At 68.6% G+C, this 15,800-nt stretch carries 17 protein-coding genes; 6 read left to right on the top strand and 11 right to left on the bottom strand.

Translation table 11 applies throughout. The annotated features are described in order from the left end of the window. Nucleotides 1–3: 3 nt before the first annotated feature. Complete coding sequence (locus tag ING98_02770) at nt 4–1,080, bottom strand: AI-2E family transporter (GenBank protein MCA3100771.1); 1,077 nt, start codon at nt 1,078–1,080, stop codon at nt 4–6. 134 nt (nt 1,081–1,214) lie between these two features. Here ING98_02770 and ING98_02775 point away from each other — a divergent pair, with 134 nt between their 5' ends. Both ING98_02775 and ING98_02780 read left to right on the top strand, forming a co-directional pair. Next, nucleotides 1,215–1,565, top strand: coding sequence for a hypothetical protein (locus tag ING98_02775; protein ID MCA3100772.1), 351 nt, complete (start codon nt 1,215–1,217; stop codon nt 1,563–1,565). Between the two features lie 40 nt (nt 1,566–1,605). Further along, complete coding sequence (locus ING98_02780; GenBank protein MCA3100773.1) at nt 1,606–2,499, top strand: hypothetical protein; 894 nt, start codon at nt 1,606–1,608, stop codon at nt 2,497–2,499. Here the strand turns inward: ING98_02780 and ING98_02785 are convergent. The 5 genes from ING98_02785 to ING98_02805 all read right to left on the bottom strand — a co-directional run bounded on the left by ING98_02785 (nt 2,453) and on the right by ING98_02805 (nt 6,965). Continuing rightward, a complete protein-coding gene (locus ING98_02785; protein ID MCA3100774.1) occupies nt 2,453–4,153 on the bottom strand; it encodes a glutamine--tRNA ligase/YqeY domain fusion protein in 1,701 nt (566 codons plus the stop codon). The genes ING98_02780 and ING98_02785 overlap by 47 nt on opposite strands. Before the next feature lie 239 nt (nt 4,154–4,392). Further along, complete coding sequence (locus ING98_02790; GenBank protein ID MCA3100775.1) at nt 4,393–4,596, bottom strand: cold-shock protein; 204 nt, start codon at nt 4,594–4,596, stop codon at nt 4,393–4,395. A 267-nt stretch (nt 4,597–4,863) separates the two neighbouring features. Continuing rightward, the gene (locus tag ING98_02795; protein ID MCA3100776.1) at nt 4,864–5,457 is read right to left on the bottom strand and encodes a disulfide bond formation protein B; all 594 of its coding nucleotides are present in this window, start codon (nt 5,455–5,457) and stop codon (nt 4,864–4,866) included. 103 nt (nt 5,458–5,560) lie between these two features. Continuing rightward, nucleotides 5,561–5,902 (bottom strand): hypothetical protein, encoded by a 342-nt coding sequence (locus ING98_02800; GenBank protein MCA3100777.1) that lies wholly within the window; start codon nt 5,900–5,902, stop codon nt 5,561–5,563. A gap of 76 nt (nt 5,903–5,978) precedes the next feature. Further along, a complete protein-coding gene (locus tag ING98_02805) occupies nt 5,979–6,965 on the bottom strand; it encodes a quinone oxidoreductase (protein ID MCA3100778.1) in 987 nt (328 codons plus the stop codon). Between the two features lie 192 nt (nt 6,966–7,157). Between ING98_02805 and ING98_02810 the strand changes: the two genes are divergently transcribed. Both ING98_02810 and arfB read left to right on the top strand, forming a co-directional pair. Further along, a complete protein-coding gene (locus ING98_02810) occupies nt 7,158–7,364 on the top strand; it encodes a DUF465 domain-containing protein (GenBank protein ID MCA3100779.1) in 207 nt (68 codons plus the stop codon). A 14-nt stretch (nt 7,365–7,378) separates the two neighbouring features. Further along, on the top strand, nt 7,379–7,813 hold the full coding sequence (gene arfB / locus ING98_02815) for an aminoacyl-tRNA hydrolase (protein MCA3100780.1): 435 nt from the start codon (nt 7,379–7,381) through the stop codon (nt 7,811–7,813). Nucleotides 7,814–7,817: 4 nt separating this feature from the next. On the opposite strand, the gene ING98_02820 is transcribed toward arfB, so the two are convergent. The 4 genes from ING98_02820 to ING98_02835 all read right to left on the bottom strand — a co-directional run bounded on the left by ING98_02820 (nt 7,818) and on the right by ING98_02835 (nt 11,024). Continuing rightward, nucleotides 7,818–8,915, bottom strand: coding sequence for a carbon-nitrogen hydrolase family protein (locus tag ING98_02820; protein MCA3100781.1), 1,098 nt, complete (start codon nt 8,913–8,915; stop codon nt 7,818–7,820). A gap of 33 nt (nt 8,916–8,948) precedes the next feature. Then, entirely contained in the window at nt 8,949–9,680 is a 732-nt protein-coding gene (gene dnaQ, locus ING98_02825) for a DNA polymerase III subunit epsilon (protein ID MCA3100782.1), read from the bottom strand. A 19-nt stretch (nt 9,681–9,699) separates the two neighbouring features. After that, complete coding sequence (gene rnhA / locus ING98_02830) at nt 9,700–10,152, bottom strand: ribonuclease HI (protein MCA3100783.1); 453 nt, start codon at nt 10,150–10,152, stop codon at nt 9,700–9,702. A gap of 77 nt (nt 10,153–10,229) precedes the next feature. Next, nucleotides 10,230–11,024 carry a class I SAM-dependent methyltransferase gene (locus tag ING98_02835; protein MCA3100784.1) on the bottom strand — a complete coding sequence of 265 codons (795 nt, stop codon included), beginning with the start codon at nt 11,022–11,024 and terminating at the stop codon, nt 10,230–10,232. Nucleotides 11,025–11,084: 60 nt separating this feature from the next. Between ING98_02835 and gloB the strand changes: the two genes are divergently transcribed. Continuing rightward, complete coding sequence (gloB, locus tag ING98_02840) at nt 11,085–11,912, top strand: hydroxyacylglutathione hydrolase (GenBank protein MCA3100785.1); 828 nt, start codon at nt 11,085–11,087, stop codon at nt 11,910–11,912. Nucleotides 11,913–12,154: 242 nt separating this feature from the next. Next, nucleotides 12,155–13,723 (top strand): transglycosylase SLT domain-containing protein, encoded by a 1,569-nt coding sequence (locus tag ING98_02845; protein MCA3100786.1) that lies wholly within the window; start codon nt 12,155–12,157, stop codon nt 13,721–13,723. Between the two features lie 21 nt (nt 13,724–13,744). Here ING98_02845 and ING98_02850 read toward each other — a convergent pair whose 3' ends face one another. Then, entirely contained in the window at nt 13,745–15,799 is a 2,055-nt protein-coding gene (locus ING98_02850; GenBank protein MCA3100787.1) for an ABC transporter ATP-binding protein, read from the bottom strand. Nucleotide 15,800 lies beyond the last annotated feature (1 nt).

The following is a 15,800-nucleotide window of genomic DNA, read 5'->3' on the forward strand; positions in this document are numbered from 1 at the left end:
CGATCAGTCGTCCAGCGGATCGTGCATCCGCGGCGGTTCGGTCTCGCTGTTGATCCAGTGCTGCAGCAGCGCGAACGCAAGCGCCAGCAGCGTCGGGCCGATGAAGATGCCGATGAAGCCGAACGCCAGGAGGCCACCGAGCACGCCGATGAACACGAGCAGGAACGGCAGGTCGGCACCCCGGCTGATCAGGATCGGTCGCACGACATTGTCGATGCCGCTGATCGCGAACATGCCCCAGACCACCATGAACACAGCCCATGCCACCTGCCCCTCCGACACCAGCCAGACGGTGGCCCCGATCCAGACCAGTGGCGGGCCCGCAGGGATCATCGACAGGAAGAACGTGGCGATGGCTAGCACCAGCGCCGCCGGCACGCCTGCGATCAGGAAACCGATCAGGGACACGGCCGCCTGCGCGAGTGCGGTGCCGATGATGCCGAACACGACACTGATCACGGTGTTATGGATGATCTGGACGATGCGCTCGCCCAGTTCCCCGCCCAGGCGCAGTGCGGTCTTGCGCACTGCCCACATCAGGCTGTCGCCGTCACGGTACAGGAAGAAGCAGATCAGCACCGCGAGCGACAGTTGAACGAGGCCCTGACCGAGCACCGACCCGACCGCTACCAGCACCGTACGTGCGGGCTCGATCATCCGCTCAACCAACCGGCGCAGTTCGTCGCGGCTCTCGACCACCTGATGCCAGTAGTCGTCGACCCACTGGCCGATGACCGGCAGGTGGCGTATCCACTCGGGCAGTTCCGGCGACCCACTCTTGACCAGCCCCGACGCGAAATCGACCAGCGCGCTGACGTTGTCGGTCAGCGCGATGGCCAGCAGCGCGACCGGGACGATCACCACCAGCGCCAGCAGCGTGGTCATCAGCAGCGAAGCGACTACCGGCCGGTCGCCCACGCGGCGGCGGATGCGCACGAACACGGGCCAGGTCGTCGTGCACACCACGGCCGCGAACAGCACCGACGCCACGAATGGCGAGACCACGTAGAAGCAGCCCACCACCAGCACCGCGACACCGGCGATCTGCGCGTATCTTTCCAGCTGATTGCGTTCCAGCATGACGGGTGGGGCAACGGCTCCTGGCTTGATGTCGCCGCGTGTGCGGCGCAGACTGACTTGGTGAAAAGCGGTCCCGGCACACCCGGAATCGCATTCTGCTTCCGATCAATAGCACAACCACCGGGATACTGCCTGTGACGATGTCACCCGATGATCCGCAACCAGTCGACGGCCGGTCGTCTGGCGCCTCGGCCGGCAGCGGCGCGCGCAATCCGCGCGTACAGGTCTTCGAGGCACGGATGGACGGGCGCGGTGCATGGCGCCTGGATGAACCCTCCGCCGCGCACGGCTGGCTCGCGTCGATCAAGAAGTTCCTGCTGGTCGCCGTATCGCTGGCGGTTGCCGTTGCCCTCTGGATATTCGCCTTCGCGCTCCTGCTGGTGCTGTTGCCGCTGGCCGTAGTCGCGGGATGGTGGATGTGGCGCCGGCTGCAGGCACTGCGCGCTGCCAACCCGGCCCGGCGCAACGGCGCCGGACCGTTCTGACCGTCCGCTCCGAAAGCCCGCCATGCCTGCAACGCAACCGATGCCCACGATCTCCGTGCTGCCTCCACCGGCTCCATCGCCTGCTGCTGGACGCGTTGCCGCAGCCGAGCGCCTGGCCAGCGTTTGCTGCGCAGGCGCGCTGCGCCGTCGGCTGCTGGCGGGTTTCACCTTCGCCATGGTCGCCCTCACTTCGGGCTGCATGACGCTGGAGGGCGGCGAACCCGGGCCCGCAGTCGACGCAGGTGTGCCGGTACGGCCCGGTACCGAACTGACCTACCGCACCCGCAACGGTTACAACGACGAGGCGCGCGCCCCCGCGCTGCGGCGTTTCGACGCCGAGGGTTCGCGCCTCGAGGGCATGGCCTACGAAGAGGCCGGCAGCGGTGGCTTCGGCCGGCCGGTCGCCGCGCTGGTCGCGCAGCAGTTCGACGTACGCGGCGACCTGGTGGCATGGGAACGCGCCGACGGCACCCGCACCACCTTCGACCCGCCGCTGCGGATACTGCCGTTTCCGCTGGTGCCCGGACAATCGGTACGCCAGGATACGACCGCCAGGGTCGAGGGCGATCCGCGGCCGCACCGCGTGGTCATGGTCGCGCGGGTCGGCGGATGGGAGACCGTGGACGTCCCGGCAGGCCGTTTCCGTGCGCTGCGCATCACGCGCGACCTGTGGCTCGGCGACTTCGAGTTCCATCGCACGGAGACCCGCCGCATGGAGATCGACTGGTACGCGCCCGAGGCCGGCGTGGTGGTACGTTCAAGCGAGGACAGCGGACACCAGGATCTTATGATGGGGCGCAGCCGCTTCGGCGGCGGTGCGACCGTGCGGCGTGGTGACTGGCTGATCCGGGAACTGGACGCAGGCTCCGTCGGCCGCGTACCCGGCCTCAGCCGCGCGACGCCCAGGAATCCTTCAGCGTCACCGCCCGGTTGAACACCGGCGCGCCCGGCTGGCTGTCGACCCTGTCGGCGACGAAGTAGCCGTGCCGTTCGAACTGGAAGCGCTGTTCCGGTGCCGCGCCGGCCAGGCCAGGTTCGCACTGCGCGGTGATCACGGTCTTGGAAGACGGGTTCAGGTCGAGCTTGTAGTCGCGCTCGCCGGTGCCCGGATGCGGCACCGCGAACAGGCGGTCGTACAGCCTCACCTCCGCCGCCAGCGCGTGGTCGACCGACACCCAGTGGATGTTTCCCTTCACCTTGCGTGAATCGGCGCCCGGGGTGCCGCTCTTTGTCTCCGGCAGGTACTCGCAGTGCACCGCCACCACCGCGCCGGAGGCGTCCTTGTCGAAGCCCGTGCAACGCACGACGTAACCGTAGCGCAGGCGCACCTCCGCGCCGGGCGACAGCCGGAAGTAGCCCTTGGGCGGCGTTTCCTCGAAATCGTCGCGCTCGATCCAGAGTTCGCGCGTCAGCGGGAACTCGCGCCGCCCCATCTCGGGATGATGCGGATGAACCGGTGCGCTGCACGGCTCGATGCGGCCCTCGGGGAAATTGTCGATCACCAGCCTGAGCGGCGACAGCACCGCGATCGCACGCGGTGCCTTCGGCTCCAGATCGTCGCGGATCGCCTGCTCGAGCACGCCCATGTCGATCCAGGACTCGGCCTTGGACACGCCGATGCGCTCGCAGAACAGCTGCATGCCCTCTGGCGTATAGCCGCGACGGCGAACGCCGACCAGCGTGGGCAGGCGCGGATCGTCCCACCCGTCGACGCAGCCGCTGTCGACGAGGTCGATCAGCCGGCGCTTCGAAAGCACCGCGTAGGTCAGGTTCAGCCGTGCGAACTCGTACTGGTAGGGCCGGTACGGGACGGGCAGGTTCTCGACGCACCAGTCGTACAGCGGTCGGTGGTCCTCGAACTCCAGCGTGCAGATCGAATGCGTGATGTGTTCGATCGCATCGGACAGCGCATGCGTGTAATCGTACAGCGGGTAGATGCACCAGGCGTCGCCGGTGCGATGGTGGGTCTGGTGCCGGATGCGGTAGATCAGCGGATCGCGCAGGTTGATGTTCGGCGACCGCATGTCGAGCTTCAGGCGCAGCACGTGCGCACCGTCGGGGAACTCGCCCGCCTTCATCCGGCGAAGCAGGTCGAGGTTTTCGACAGGGGTACGCGTGCGGTACGGGCTGTCACGGCCCGGCTCGGTGAGCGTGCCCCGACAGGCGCGGATCTCGTCGGCCGACAGGCTGTCTACATACGCATCGCCGCGAGTCACCAGCAGCTCGGCGTAGTCGTAGAGCTGCTGGAAGTAATCGGAGGCGAAATGCAGGTGCTCGCCCCAGTCGAAGCCCATCCAGCGCACCGAGGACATGATCGACTCGACGTACTCGGTTTCTTCCTTCGCCGGGTTCGTGTCGTCGAAACGCATGTGGCAGCGGCCACCGAAGTCGCGTGCGATGCCGAAGTTCAGGCAGATCGACTTGGCATGCCCGATGTGCAGGTAGCCGTTCGGCTCGGGCGGGAACCGCGTCGTCACCTGCCCCCCGTGGCGCCCGCTGCGCTGGTCTTCCTCGATGATGCTGCGGATGAAGTTCGACGGGGCAGGCGGTGGCGCAGAAGGACTCGGCGGCTTCGGGGGCTTCGACATTGGCGGTTCGGCGATTGCAATCCACGGATTCTAGCGGAACCGGTCGACCCGAAACGCCTCATGTCGCCCAAGGGTCGGGCACGGGCGACGACGTCGGCCCGGCGAAGACCGCCTTCGCGAAGCGGGTTGCCGCTGTCGGGTGGAACGGATCGCTGCCGGCGTGCCTGCAGGTATCGGGCACGACGGACGAAAAAAAAGCCGGGCATGCCCGGCTTTTCTTCACTGCTTCGACGCGGCGATCAGACGGCCTGGATGTTGGCAGCCTGCTGGCCCTTCTTGCCCGGCACGACGTCGAAGGAGACGCGCTGGCCGTCCTTCAGGGTCTTGAAACCCGGCATGTTGATCGCGCTGAAGTGCGCGAACAGATCTTCGCCGCCGCCATCAGGGGTGATGAAGCCGAAGCCCTTCGACTCGTTGAACCACTTGACTACGCCCGTTGCCATAACTTGATTCCTTGAGAGCCATTTATAAAGCGGGTAACCCGCAACCGCTGTTCACATCCCAAGGCACAACAGCCGCCAACCACTGCAGGACGGGCCATCTGAGGTGGCCCGCACCCGCTGAAGAAGCAGCGGTCGGATTGCAGACTTCGGACTTAGAGAGGAACAACAGTCTGCGGTATACCGGGTAATTCGGGACGCGTCAACCATTTCGTGTCCCTGTGTCTGTGCGGTGCCCGACGGTGGCCGCGACAAGGGGCGACCGGCACCTCAGAATCCGTCGTGGCGACGCCGTACCGAACGCCAGCCGACCGCGATCGAGAGCACGATCAGGCCCGAAAACCATAGCAGCGTCCATGCAGGAATGGTCAGTCCGAGGAAGCGCCAACCGGCCTCGGCGCATTCGCCGGACCCGCGCAGCACCAGCGAAAAAACCTGCGACAACGGGAACTGCTGCAGCATGAAGTCGAGGCCTGGCCCGCACTCCGGCACGCGATCCTTGGGCAGGTTCTGCAGCCACACATGGCGCCCGGCCACCGCCGCCCCGGCCGCACCGATCATTGCCGCCAGCACGCTGTAGACGATGAGCCCCCTGCCCCGCGGCGCGTGCAGCGCCGCCACCATGAACACCAGGCCCATGCCGATCATCGCGATCCGCTGCAGGATGCACAGCGGGCAGGGATCCTCCTTCTGCACGTACTGCAGGTAGAGGGCAAAACCGATCAGGCAGAAGCAGGCAATCGCGGCGAGGCCGTATGCGCGCCTGGGCGCGAGCCAGCGCGCCGCCCAGCCGCCACCCGGCGCCGCGAAGATCGCGCGCCCACCGCCGTCGTTCCAGCCATTGCGTCCGCGTCTGCCGTTCATCGTTCTCGCTCAGGCACAGGCGATCGGCGCAACCCGGACCTTCGGGCCCCGGGTGCATCGTCTCGCCGTTCGATCATCGCGCATCGTAGCGTCACCGGGCGGCTCACCGCAGTTCGACCGGCTGACCACCTTCGAGGGTGATCCGCTCCGCACGCATCTGCCGCGCGTCGCTACGGTGCGGATAACCGACCAGCGTCGCGGTCGCGCCGACCTTCAGGCTGCCCGCGGGCAGCCCGCGCGCATCCATCCGGGCCGGCGGTGCGAGAATGACGCGCCACACCTGGTTGCCGGCCTTCATGCGCACGAAACCGTGCGGATTGTCGTGGCCGGCCTCGAGGATCGCACCGGTGATGGTAAGCGCGCGGCCGGTGTCGTACTCGCTCCAGCCGTGGTGCGCGCAGGCACCTGCCGCCGCAAGCAGCAGGCCGGCGCCGGCGGCGAGCACGCCGATCACGCGCAGGCCCGGTCGAGGCGACAAAGGCTTGGTCGATGTCATGGTCATCCCCGGGCAGACAGGCAAATCACGGAATCAGCACGGTCGAGCCCGTGGTCCGCCGTGCCTCGAGGTCGCGGTGTGCCAGCGCCGCCTCGGCCAGCGGATAACGCTGCTGGATCTCGATCTTCACCTTGCCAGTGAGCACGGCATCGAACAGGTCGGCCGCGCTCGCGAGCAGGTCTTCGCGCGTCGCGGTGTAACTCATCAGCGTCGGGCGGGTGAAGAACAACGAGCCGCGCGATGCGAGGTCGGCGGTGTTCACCGGCGGGATCGGTCCGGACGCGTTACCGAAGCTGACCATCATGCCGAGCGGCTGCAGGCAGTCGAGCGAAGCCGGCCAGGTGTCCTTGCCGACGGAGTCGTAGACCACCGGGACGCCACGGCCACCGGTGATCTCCTTCACCCGCTCGACGAAGTTCTCGCGCGAGTAGACGATCACATGATCGCAGCCGTGGGCCTTCGCGAGGCGGGCCTTCTCGTCCGAGCCGACCGTGCCGATGACGGTGGCACCGAGCGCTTTCGCCCACTGGCAGGCGATGAGGCCGACGCCGCCGGCCGCTGCATGCCACAGGATGGTCTGTCCCGCCTTCACCGGATACGTGCGCTTGAGCAGGTACTGCGCGGTCATGCCCTGCAGCATCATCGCTGCGGCCTGCTCGAACCCGATGCCCTCGGGCAACTTCACCAGCTTCGCTGCCGGCATCACGCGCGCCTGTGAGTAGGCGCCGGTCGGCGTCCCGGCGTAGGCAACACGGTCACCCACGGCGATATCGGTCACGCCCTCGCCGACCGCCTCGACCACGCCCGCACCTTCCATGCCCAGCCCGCCCGGCAGCGGCTGCGGGTAGAGACCCGTACGGAAATAGACGTCGATGTAGTTCAGGCCGACCGCATGATGGCGCACCGTCGCCTGGCCGGGGCCAGGCACGGGCAGCGGCACCTCCTCCCAGGACATCACCTCGGGGCCACCCACGGCCTGGATACGGATCGCCTTCGTGGTACCGGTGCTCATCTGCGTGTGCCCTCCGATCGTTCGTCGCGCGGCTCTGTCGCCGTCGCCTCTGCAGATGATAAGCGAAGCGTGCCGCGTTGCCGTCGGCGGCGGCCGGGCCGCCCGGGTGTATAGTCTCCGTGCGGTATCCACCGCGCCGTCGAAACGGCCGCGCGCACAGGCCTCGCCCTTGTGCAACGGCACGGAACAACCATGAGCCACCCCTACCGGGCGCAGCTTCTGGCCCGCGTCGATGAACTGGCGGGCGAGCATCGCGACCTCGACCGTCTGCTGGACGCGCTCCTCTCAGAGCCGGTCGTGGACCAGTTGCAGGTACGCCGCCTGAAGAAGCGCAAGCTGTTGCTGAAGGACCAGATCGCGCTGCTGAGGCGCGAACTCGATCCCGACGTCAGCGCCTGAGCGCGTCGACCGCGATGGCTGCCCTGATCCCGGTCGCGCCCGGCATCGGCCTCGACCCCGGCTGCATCGAGGTACGCTTCGTGCGCGCCTCCGGTCCAGGCGGTCAGAATGTCAACAAGGTCTCTACCGCGGTCGAGCTGACCTGCGACCTGCCCCGGTCCGGATTGCCGGCCGAGGTACAGCAGCGCGCGATCGCGCTGGCGGGCAGCCGCGCCACGCTCGACCGGCGCATCCTGATCAGCGCCCAGCGCCACCGCACCCAGCAGCTGAACCGGGACGACGCGATGGCCCGCCTGCTCGAACTCATCGCACGCGCCTGCGTGCGCCCGAAACGCCGCGTCGCGACCCGCCCGACGGCCGGTTCGCGCGAGCGCCGACTCAGCGACAAGAAGGCGCAGGGCTCGATCAAGCGCAACCGCGCCGGCGGCCGCGGCAGCCTCGACGACTGACGGGTCAGTCGGCGTCGGCGGGCGGCTTGATGCCGAGCGCGGGACGGGCCGCGGACGGCTGCGGCAGCGTCGGCGCCGCGGGGGGTATCTCGCGCAGTCCGGTCCGAGGCGCTTCAAGGGCTCCGGCCGAGGGCTCGGCATGCACGGTATACAGCTGCGGGACGTCCCGGTTGATGTGCAGCTGGAAGATGTCCGGCCGGTTGTAGTGTCCGGCGAAATCGTGGCGCAGCTTCATGTTGATGCCAGCCTCGAGGTTGCATTCGGCGTACAGGATGCCCTCCTCCGGGCCCATCGGCCCGGCGACCACGCGGCTGTACGGCGACACGATCAGGCTGCCGCCGCAGCAATCGGGGCTGCGCAGGAACTTCTCCCCCTCGGGCCCGACCTCGAGCTTGCGGATCGTGTCCTCGTCGACCGTGCCGCAGGCCGAGATCACCCACGCCTTGCTCATCTGCGCGAATGCCTGCGAGTCGATCGCGACGCGGTTGCGCAGCGGATCGCCGCTGGTGGGGAAGTGGTTCGGCCAGCTCATCACGTGGATACGGGTGTGTTCGGCGGTGAGCGCGAAGATCGCGAGCGGATTGGAGTTCTCGCCGCAGATAAGCCCGCTGACCGGCCCGAACTGCGTCTGCACCGCGCCGAAGGTGTCGCCGAAGCCGCCGGTATGCACCAGCCGCTCGCCTACCGTGGGCATGATCTTCTGGTGCTTGCCGAGCAGCGTGCCGTCCGGACCGAACCACACCTGCGTGTTGAACAGCGTACCGAGCGTCTTCGGCAGCTTTTCGCAGACGCCGATGACCACGTAGGCTCCGGCCTCGGCGGCAGCTGCGGACAGCGCCGCGATCTCGGGACCCGGGATCTCGACCGCGTTCTTGAACAGTTCCACCGCGAACCGGTTGGCCAGCGTGCCGGTGGCTGGATGATGGTGGTACCAGATCGGATGGGCCGGGATGAAGCTCTCCGGAAAAGCGATGAGCTGCGCGCCGTTGGATCCCGCTTCACGGATCAGCCGGCATGCCTTCTCGGTCGATCCCTCGCGGTCGAGGAACACGGATGCCGCCTGGACGGCAGCGACTTTCACGACGGGATACTGGTCACCCACGCTGCGACTCCTGGAAAGGGGCTGGATTGAAGTTCAAGCTGCGGCTGCGGCAGGGGTGGAAGGGTCAGCGCCAGGCAGCCGCCACAACGACGGGCCACGCGACGCCTTGTCGATCGCATCGAGGCGCGCCTCGTGTGCAGCCACCTCGGAGGCATCGGCGGCAACGACCGGCAGCACCAGCGTCGCGAGGTCGGCCTCGCCGCCGGCTGCGAGGCGATCGGCCGGTGCAGTGTCGATCACCAGCCGGTCCTGGCCCCGCGTCATCGCCAGGTAGACCTGCGCCAGCAGCCGGGTGTCGATCAGCGCACCGTGGCGCACCCGGCCACTGCGGTCGATCGAATAGGCTTCGCACAACGCATCGAGGTTGTTGCGCTTGCCGGGGCGCAGTTCGCGCGCCAGAGCGAGGCTGTCGATCACCGGCCCGCAGTAGCGCGACAGCGGCTCGTGTCCGGCCAGCGCCAGTTCCGCATCGAGGAACTCGATGTCGAAGGCCGCGTTGTGGATGATCAGTTCGGCACCGTCGATGAACTCGAGGAGGTCGCGCGCGATCTCGGGGAAGGCCGGCTTGTCGGCCAGGAACTCGCTGGTCAGGCCATGCACCTCAAGCGCGCCCGGTTCGCTGTCGCGCCCGGCATTCACATAGCGGTGAAAATAGACGCCGCTCAGCTGGCGGTTCACGATCTCGACCGCCGCGACCTCGATCACGCGGTTGCCGAGCTTCACGTCGAGCCCGGTGGTCTCGGTGTCCAGGGCCACCTGTCGGATCGTGCGCATCAGTCGCCCCTCAATCGCCGGAAGCGGCAGACACGCCGCGATTGGCCAGCGCATCGGCCCGCTCGTTACCGGGATGCCCGGCGTGGCCGCGCACCCAGAGCCATTCGATCCGGTGGCGCGAAGCCGCCGCGTCGAGCGCCTTCCACAGATCGACGTTCTTCACCGGTGCACCGGCGGCCGTCCGCCAGTTCTTGCGTTTCCAGCCATGGATCCAGGTGCTGATGCCCTGCTGCACGTACTGCGAATCGGTATGTACCCGGACCACGGACGGACGGGTCAGCGCGTCCAGCGCGCGGATCACCGCCAGCAGTTCCATCCGGTTGTTCGTCGTATGCGCCTCGCCGCCGAACAGTTCCTTCTCGTGGCTGCCGCGCCGGAGCAGCGCGCCCCAGCCCCCGGCCCCCGGATTGCCCTTGCAGGCGCCGTCGGTGTAGATATCGACCGGCGGCTCGCCGTCGGCCATACCCGCTTTGTCATCGTCCGGCATCGCCGGCTGCTGCGCTTGCATGTGTGGTGAACCCTCGTCTTGCGGATGCGCGTTCAGTTGGAAGGCAGATGTGGATGGGGCGGCGGCGGCGCCTCGCACGCGGCGGCGCCTTCGGGCCGGCGCACCCGCCGCGGCACCACGGCCAGCGCCGGTTTCGCGCGCCGGTTCTCGGACCAGCGGGGCAGGATCACGCGCATGCCGACGACGCGCTTGACCGCCTGCAGGAAATACACGCCGCCGGCGAACGGCCACCAGCGGTTGCCGGCCGCCTCCATGAAGCCGCCGCGGCGCAGCCACTTCTGCTGCGCGAACGGCGGGGCGTAGCAGGCCATGCGGCCCGCAGTCACCTCGAATCCGAGCAGCGTCAGCCAATCCTTCAACTGCAGCAGGCTGATGTATTCGCCCTGCCAGGGGGACGCCCCGCCACCACCGGCCAGCGTGCGGCGGATACCCCAGAGGCTCCACGGATTGAGCCCGGAGATCAGCAGGTTCCCGTCGGGCATCAGGATACGTTCGACCTCGCGCAGGATCTGGTGCGGATGCGGGCTGAACTCGAGCACATGCGGCAGCACCACCAGGTCGACCACGTTTGGCGCGATTGGCAGCGCGGTGCAGTCGGCACGCAGCCCGGCCGGTGCGATCGGGGCGACGCGCTCGCGCAGCGTCATCCGGCTGGCGCGCAGCAGGTCGACCTGGGGCAGCCCGATCTGCAGGGCGTTGTAGCCGAACAGGTCGACGACGGTCGCGTCGAAGAAGCGCTGCTCCTGTTCGACGAGATAGGTGCCCAGCGGCGTGGCGAGCCAGTCAGCATCCGGCGCACCCAGCCCCGGAGGCTGTGCGTTTACCATCTTGACCTGGTTCTTCATTCCGTCCGACACGAACTGCCTTCCTGACTCCGGAGCCTTGCCATGCCCGCCTCGTCCGCCGCGCGTCCCGCCGTCCCGACCACCCTGCCGGACGGCATCACGATCGAGCCGATCGATGCATTCAAGGATAACTACATTTGGTGCATCCGCGCCGGTGGCCATGCCGTCGTAGTCGATCCGGGCGAGGCGGCGCCGGTGCTCGCGGCGCTGCGGGCGAGCAGCCTGCGGCTCGCCGGCATCCTGCTGACGCACCACCACGCCGACCATGTGGGTGGCGTCGCCGGGCTGGTGCACGCCCTGGGGCCGGTCCCGGTCTACGGCCCGGCCGACGATCGGGTCACCGAGGCGACCACACGCGTGCGCGACGGCGATCGGGTGGTACTCGATGGCCTCTGCGACGGCGGGCTCGAGTTCGAGGTACTGGAGGTGCCAGGGCACACCACCAGCCACGTCGCGTTCCACGGACACGGACTGCTGTTCTCCGGCGACACCCTGTTCTCGGTCGGCTGCGGACGGATGTTCGAGGGTACGCCGTCTCAGATGTCGGCCTCGCTCGACCGGCTGGCGGCGCTGCCACCGGAGACGCTGGTGTTCTGCGGCCACGAATACACCGCAGCCAACATCGCCTTCGCGCGCACGGTCGAGCCGGGCAACGGCGCGATCGACGAGTGGGCGAGCGAGGTCGATGCCCGGCGCACGTCGGGTCGCCCCTCATTGCCATCGACCCTTCGCACCGAACGCGCGACCAATCCGTTCCTGCGCTGTGCCGAGCCGGCAGTGGCCGATGCCGCGGCGGCACATGCCGGACGCGCACTGTCCGGCCCGGTGGAGGTGTTCGCCGAACTGCGTGCCTGGAAGAACGTCTTCTGAGGCCAGCGCGCGAGGCAGACTCGAGACATTCGGCCAATATCTTTGAAGAATCAGTCAGATACGATTCCAGTCGATTGTCGTTCCGCCTTGACTCGACCGCCCCGGCCGACTAAGCTGCCGTTTCTCAATTCATCCCCGGCCGTGTGCGATCTTGCATGCTGAAGCGTCGACCCCCGCAGTCGCGATGACATGACATCGCGTCCCGGTGATCGTGCGCAGTCGCACCACCGGAGCACCGATCGATGGCTGTACCTTCCGTACCGACCGCCCCACGCCGGTCTCGCCCCTCCCTCCTGCATCCGTTGCGCGGGGTGCTGGACGTTCCTTTGCACCGCCTGATGCGCGGTCTTGCGGTCGCGGTCGTGGTGACCCTGGCAGGCCCGGTCGCCGCCGAGGAAGCAGTCGATCCGTCCACGGGCCGCGTGAGCATGGTCCAGCAGGCACCCGGGGCGGACACGCCCGACCTGTCGTCCCTCGGCCTGCGCAGCGAGGGCGGCGGCTTCGGCCTGTTGTCCGGCCAGATAAGCGACATCAGCCTCGTACCGGCCAGCGACCTCACGCAGCCGCCCACCAGCCTGTGGACGCGGCTGCGCAACGGGTTCGGCATGCCCGACCTGGTCCATCCGGCTGTTCGCCAGGAGGAAGACTTCTACGCCAACCGCCCGGACCACCTGCGGCGGGTGGTCGAGCGCAGCCGGCGCTACCTGTTCCACATCGTCGAGGTGATCGAGCGCCGCGGCATGCCCGCCGAACTCGCACTGCTGCCGATCATCGAGAGTGCGTACAACCCTGTCGCGGTGTCCCCGGCACGCGCGGCAGGCATGTGGCAATTCATACCCTCCACCGGGCTCAACTTCGGCCTGCGCCAGAACGCCTGGCTCGACAGCCGGCGCGACATCCTGCTGTCCACCGAAGCAGCGCTCGACTACCTGCAGAAGTTGTACGACATGTTCGGCAGCTGGGAGCTCGCACTCGCCGCCTACAACTGCGGCGAAGGCTGCGTGCAGCGGGCGATCGCCCGCAATGCGCTGCGCGGGGACCGGGTCGATTTCTCCAGCCTCCAGTTGCCCGCTGAGACGCGCGCCTACGTGCCCAAGCTGCAGGCGGTGAAGAACATCATCGCCAACCCGCGCCAGTTCAACATGACGCTGGCCGACGTGCCGAACGAGCCCTACTTCGGTACCGTGCAGGTCGAGCAGCACATGGATGTCAAGGTCGCCGCCAGGCTCGCCGGGATGACCGTCGAGGAGTTCGTCGCGCTCAACCCGGCGCACAACCGGTCGGTCATCAACGTCAACAAGCTGCCGACGCTGCTGCTGCCGCTCGACCGCATGACCCAGTTCAGTGCGGGGCTGCGCGACCTGGGCGAACGCGCGCTCGCGTCGGTACGGATCTACACCCCGCGCGCCGGCGAACCACTCGACCAGATCGCGCGCCGTAACGGCGTGACGCTGGCGGCGCTCAGGCGAAGCAACGACCTGCCGCAGAGGATGCGCGCTGCGGCAGGCGACGTCGACCTGTTGATTCCGACCGGCGCCAGCGCGCAATTCGAAGAGCCGCCGGTGCGTGCGGCACGGCCGGTTGCCCGTTCCGCTGCAGCCCCTCGCACTGCCGCAGCGCCGCGTGGTGCCGCCACTGCCCGAGGCACGCCGCGTCCGCCCCTGGCAGCCGCCGGCAGCCGACAGCCAGCGCGCCCTGCAGCGACGTCCCCGCGCCCGCCCGGACAAGCCGCGACTGCCCGCAAGGCAACGCCGCCCACGCCGCCAGCCCGGCCGACGATCGTCGCCACCCAGCAGGGCGAGCGTCGCTGAAGCCTTAAGCCGCGGGGCCGCTCAGCGCGCGGCGTCCTCCGGGGCATGCAGGTGGCAAGCCACCACTCGCCCGCCCGCCAGTGCGAAACTGGCTGGGTAGCGCTGCTGGCAGACCGGCATCGCATGCAGGCAGCGCTGGCGGAAGTGGCATCCAGCCGGCGGATCGATCGGCGAGGGCGGATCGCCGACGATACGCTCAGCCGCCGGCAGCACGCCGCGATCGATCCGCGGGACCGCCGACAGCAACGCACGCGTGTATGGATGGGCCGGGCTGTCGAGCACCGCGCGCACCGGCCCCCGCTCGACGATGCGTCCGAGATACATCACGGCGATCTCGTCGGCCACGACTTCGACCACGCCGAGGTTGTGCGTGATGAACAGATAGGACAACCCCATCTGCTGCTGCAGACTGCGCAGCAGGTTCAGGATCTGCGCCTGCACCGACACGTCGAGGGCGCTCGTCGGTTCGTCGCACACCACCAGCTGCGGCTCGACCGACAGCGCGCGCGCAATCGCGACCCGCTGCCGCTGGCCGCCGGAGAACTGATGCGGAAAGCGGTTGCCTGCCTCCGCCGGCAATCCGACCTGTTCCAGCAGGCGCAGGATGCGCCGCGCACGTTCGGCGGCGCCCCACTCCGGGCGCAATGAGCGCATGCCTTCGTCCAGCGCATCGCCGATGCGGATGCGCGGATTCAGCGATGCATAGGGATCCTGGAACACGATCTGCATCCGCGCGCGCAACGGACGCAGCGCGGCGCGGCCCAGCCCGCTCAGGTCGCGCCCCCCGAAAGCGATGCTGCCCCCCGTCGGCTCGACCAGCCGCAGCAGCGCCTTGCCGACCGTCGTCTTGCCACAGCCCGATTCACCGACCAGTGCCAGGGTGCGGCCCGGGGCGATCTCGAGCGAGACACCGTCGACCGCGCGCACCGTACCGCGCGCGCCGCGCAGCAGGCCACCGCGCAACGGAAAGTGCACCTGCAGGTCGCGCGCAACGAGCAGCGGCGCAGCCTGCGCCGCGGCAACGCGCGCCGACGCGGTGCCAGGCTCAGGCCCGGACTGCGCCGGATGTGGCTGCAACGCGGGCGGCGCCTCGGCCCCACGCACCGCAAACAGGTGGCAGCGTACGCTCTGCCCGTCCGCCAGCGCGACCAGCGGCGGCAGTGTTGCGCGGCAGGGCGCGAACGCCTGGTCGCAGCGCTCGGCGAACCGGCAACCGATGAACGTCCCGTCCAGCGCGGGCACGCTGCCGCGGATCACCGCCAGCGGGGTATCGCGGCTGCCGCGCTCCGGCAGCGAATCGAACAGCTTGCGCGAATATGGGTGCGCCGGGCCGCGCAGAAAGGTGTCGACCCGGGCGACTTCGACGATTTCGCCGGCGTACATCACGGCCACCCGCTGCGCCGTCTCCGCGACCACGCCGAGGTCGTGGGTGATCAGCAGCATCGCCATCCCTCGGCTGCGCTGGATTTCACGCAGCAGGTCGAGCACCTGCGCCTGGATCGTCACGTCCAGCGCGGTGGTCGGCTCGTCGCCGATCAGCAGTTCGGGATCACAGGCCAGGGCGAGCGCGATCATCACCCGCTGGCGCATGCCACCCGAGAGCTGGAACGGATACTCGTCCATCCTGCGCGCCGCCTCAGGTATGCCGACGGCCTGCAGCAGTTCGAGGGCTCGGGCGCGCGCTGCAGCACCGGCCATGCGCCGGTGACGGTACAGCGCCTCCTCGACCTGCATGCCGACGCGCATCACCGGGTTGAGCGACAGCATCGGCTCCTGGAAGATCATGCCGATGCGTGCACCACGTATCTCGCGCATCGCCTTTTCCGGCAGGTCGAGCAGGTCCTCGCCCTCCAGCCGGACAGTGCCGTCGACCACCTCGGCGGCGTCCGGCAGCAGCCGCATGACCGACAGCGCGGCCATCGACTTGCCACAGCCCGATTCGCCGAGCAGCGCCAGGGTCTCGCCACGCGCGAGTACCAGGCCGACCGAATCGACCGCCCGGACGATCGAGGTGCCACCGTCGACCCATGTGCGCAGACCGTCGATCTCGAGCAGGGCCGCAGGTTCCGGCGTCATG

Source organism: Rhodocyclaceae bacterium, assembly GCA_020248265.1.
In the GTDB taxonomy this organism is placed as follows: Bacteria; Pseudomonadota; Gammaproteobacteria; order Burkholderiales; family CAIKXV01; genus CAIKXV01.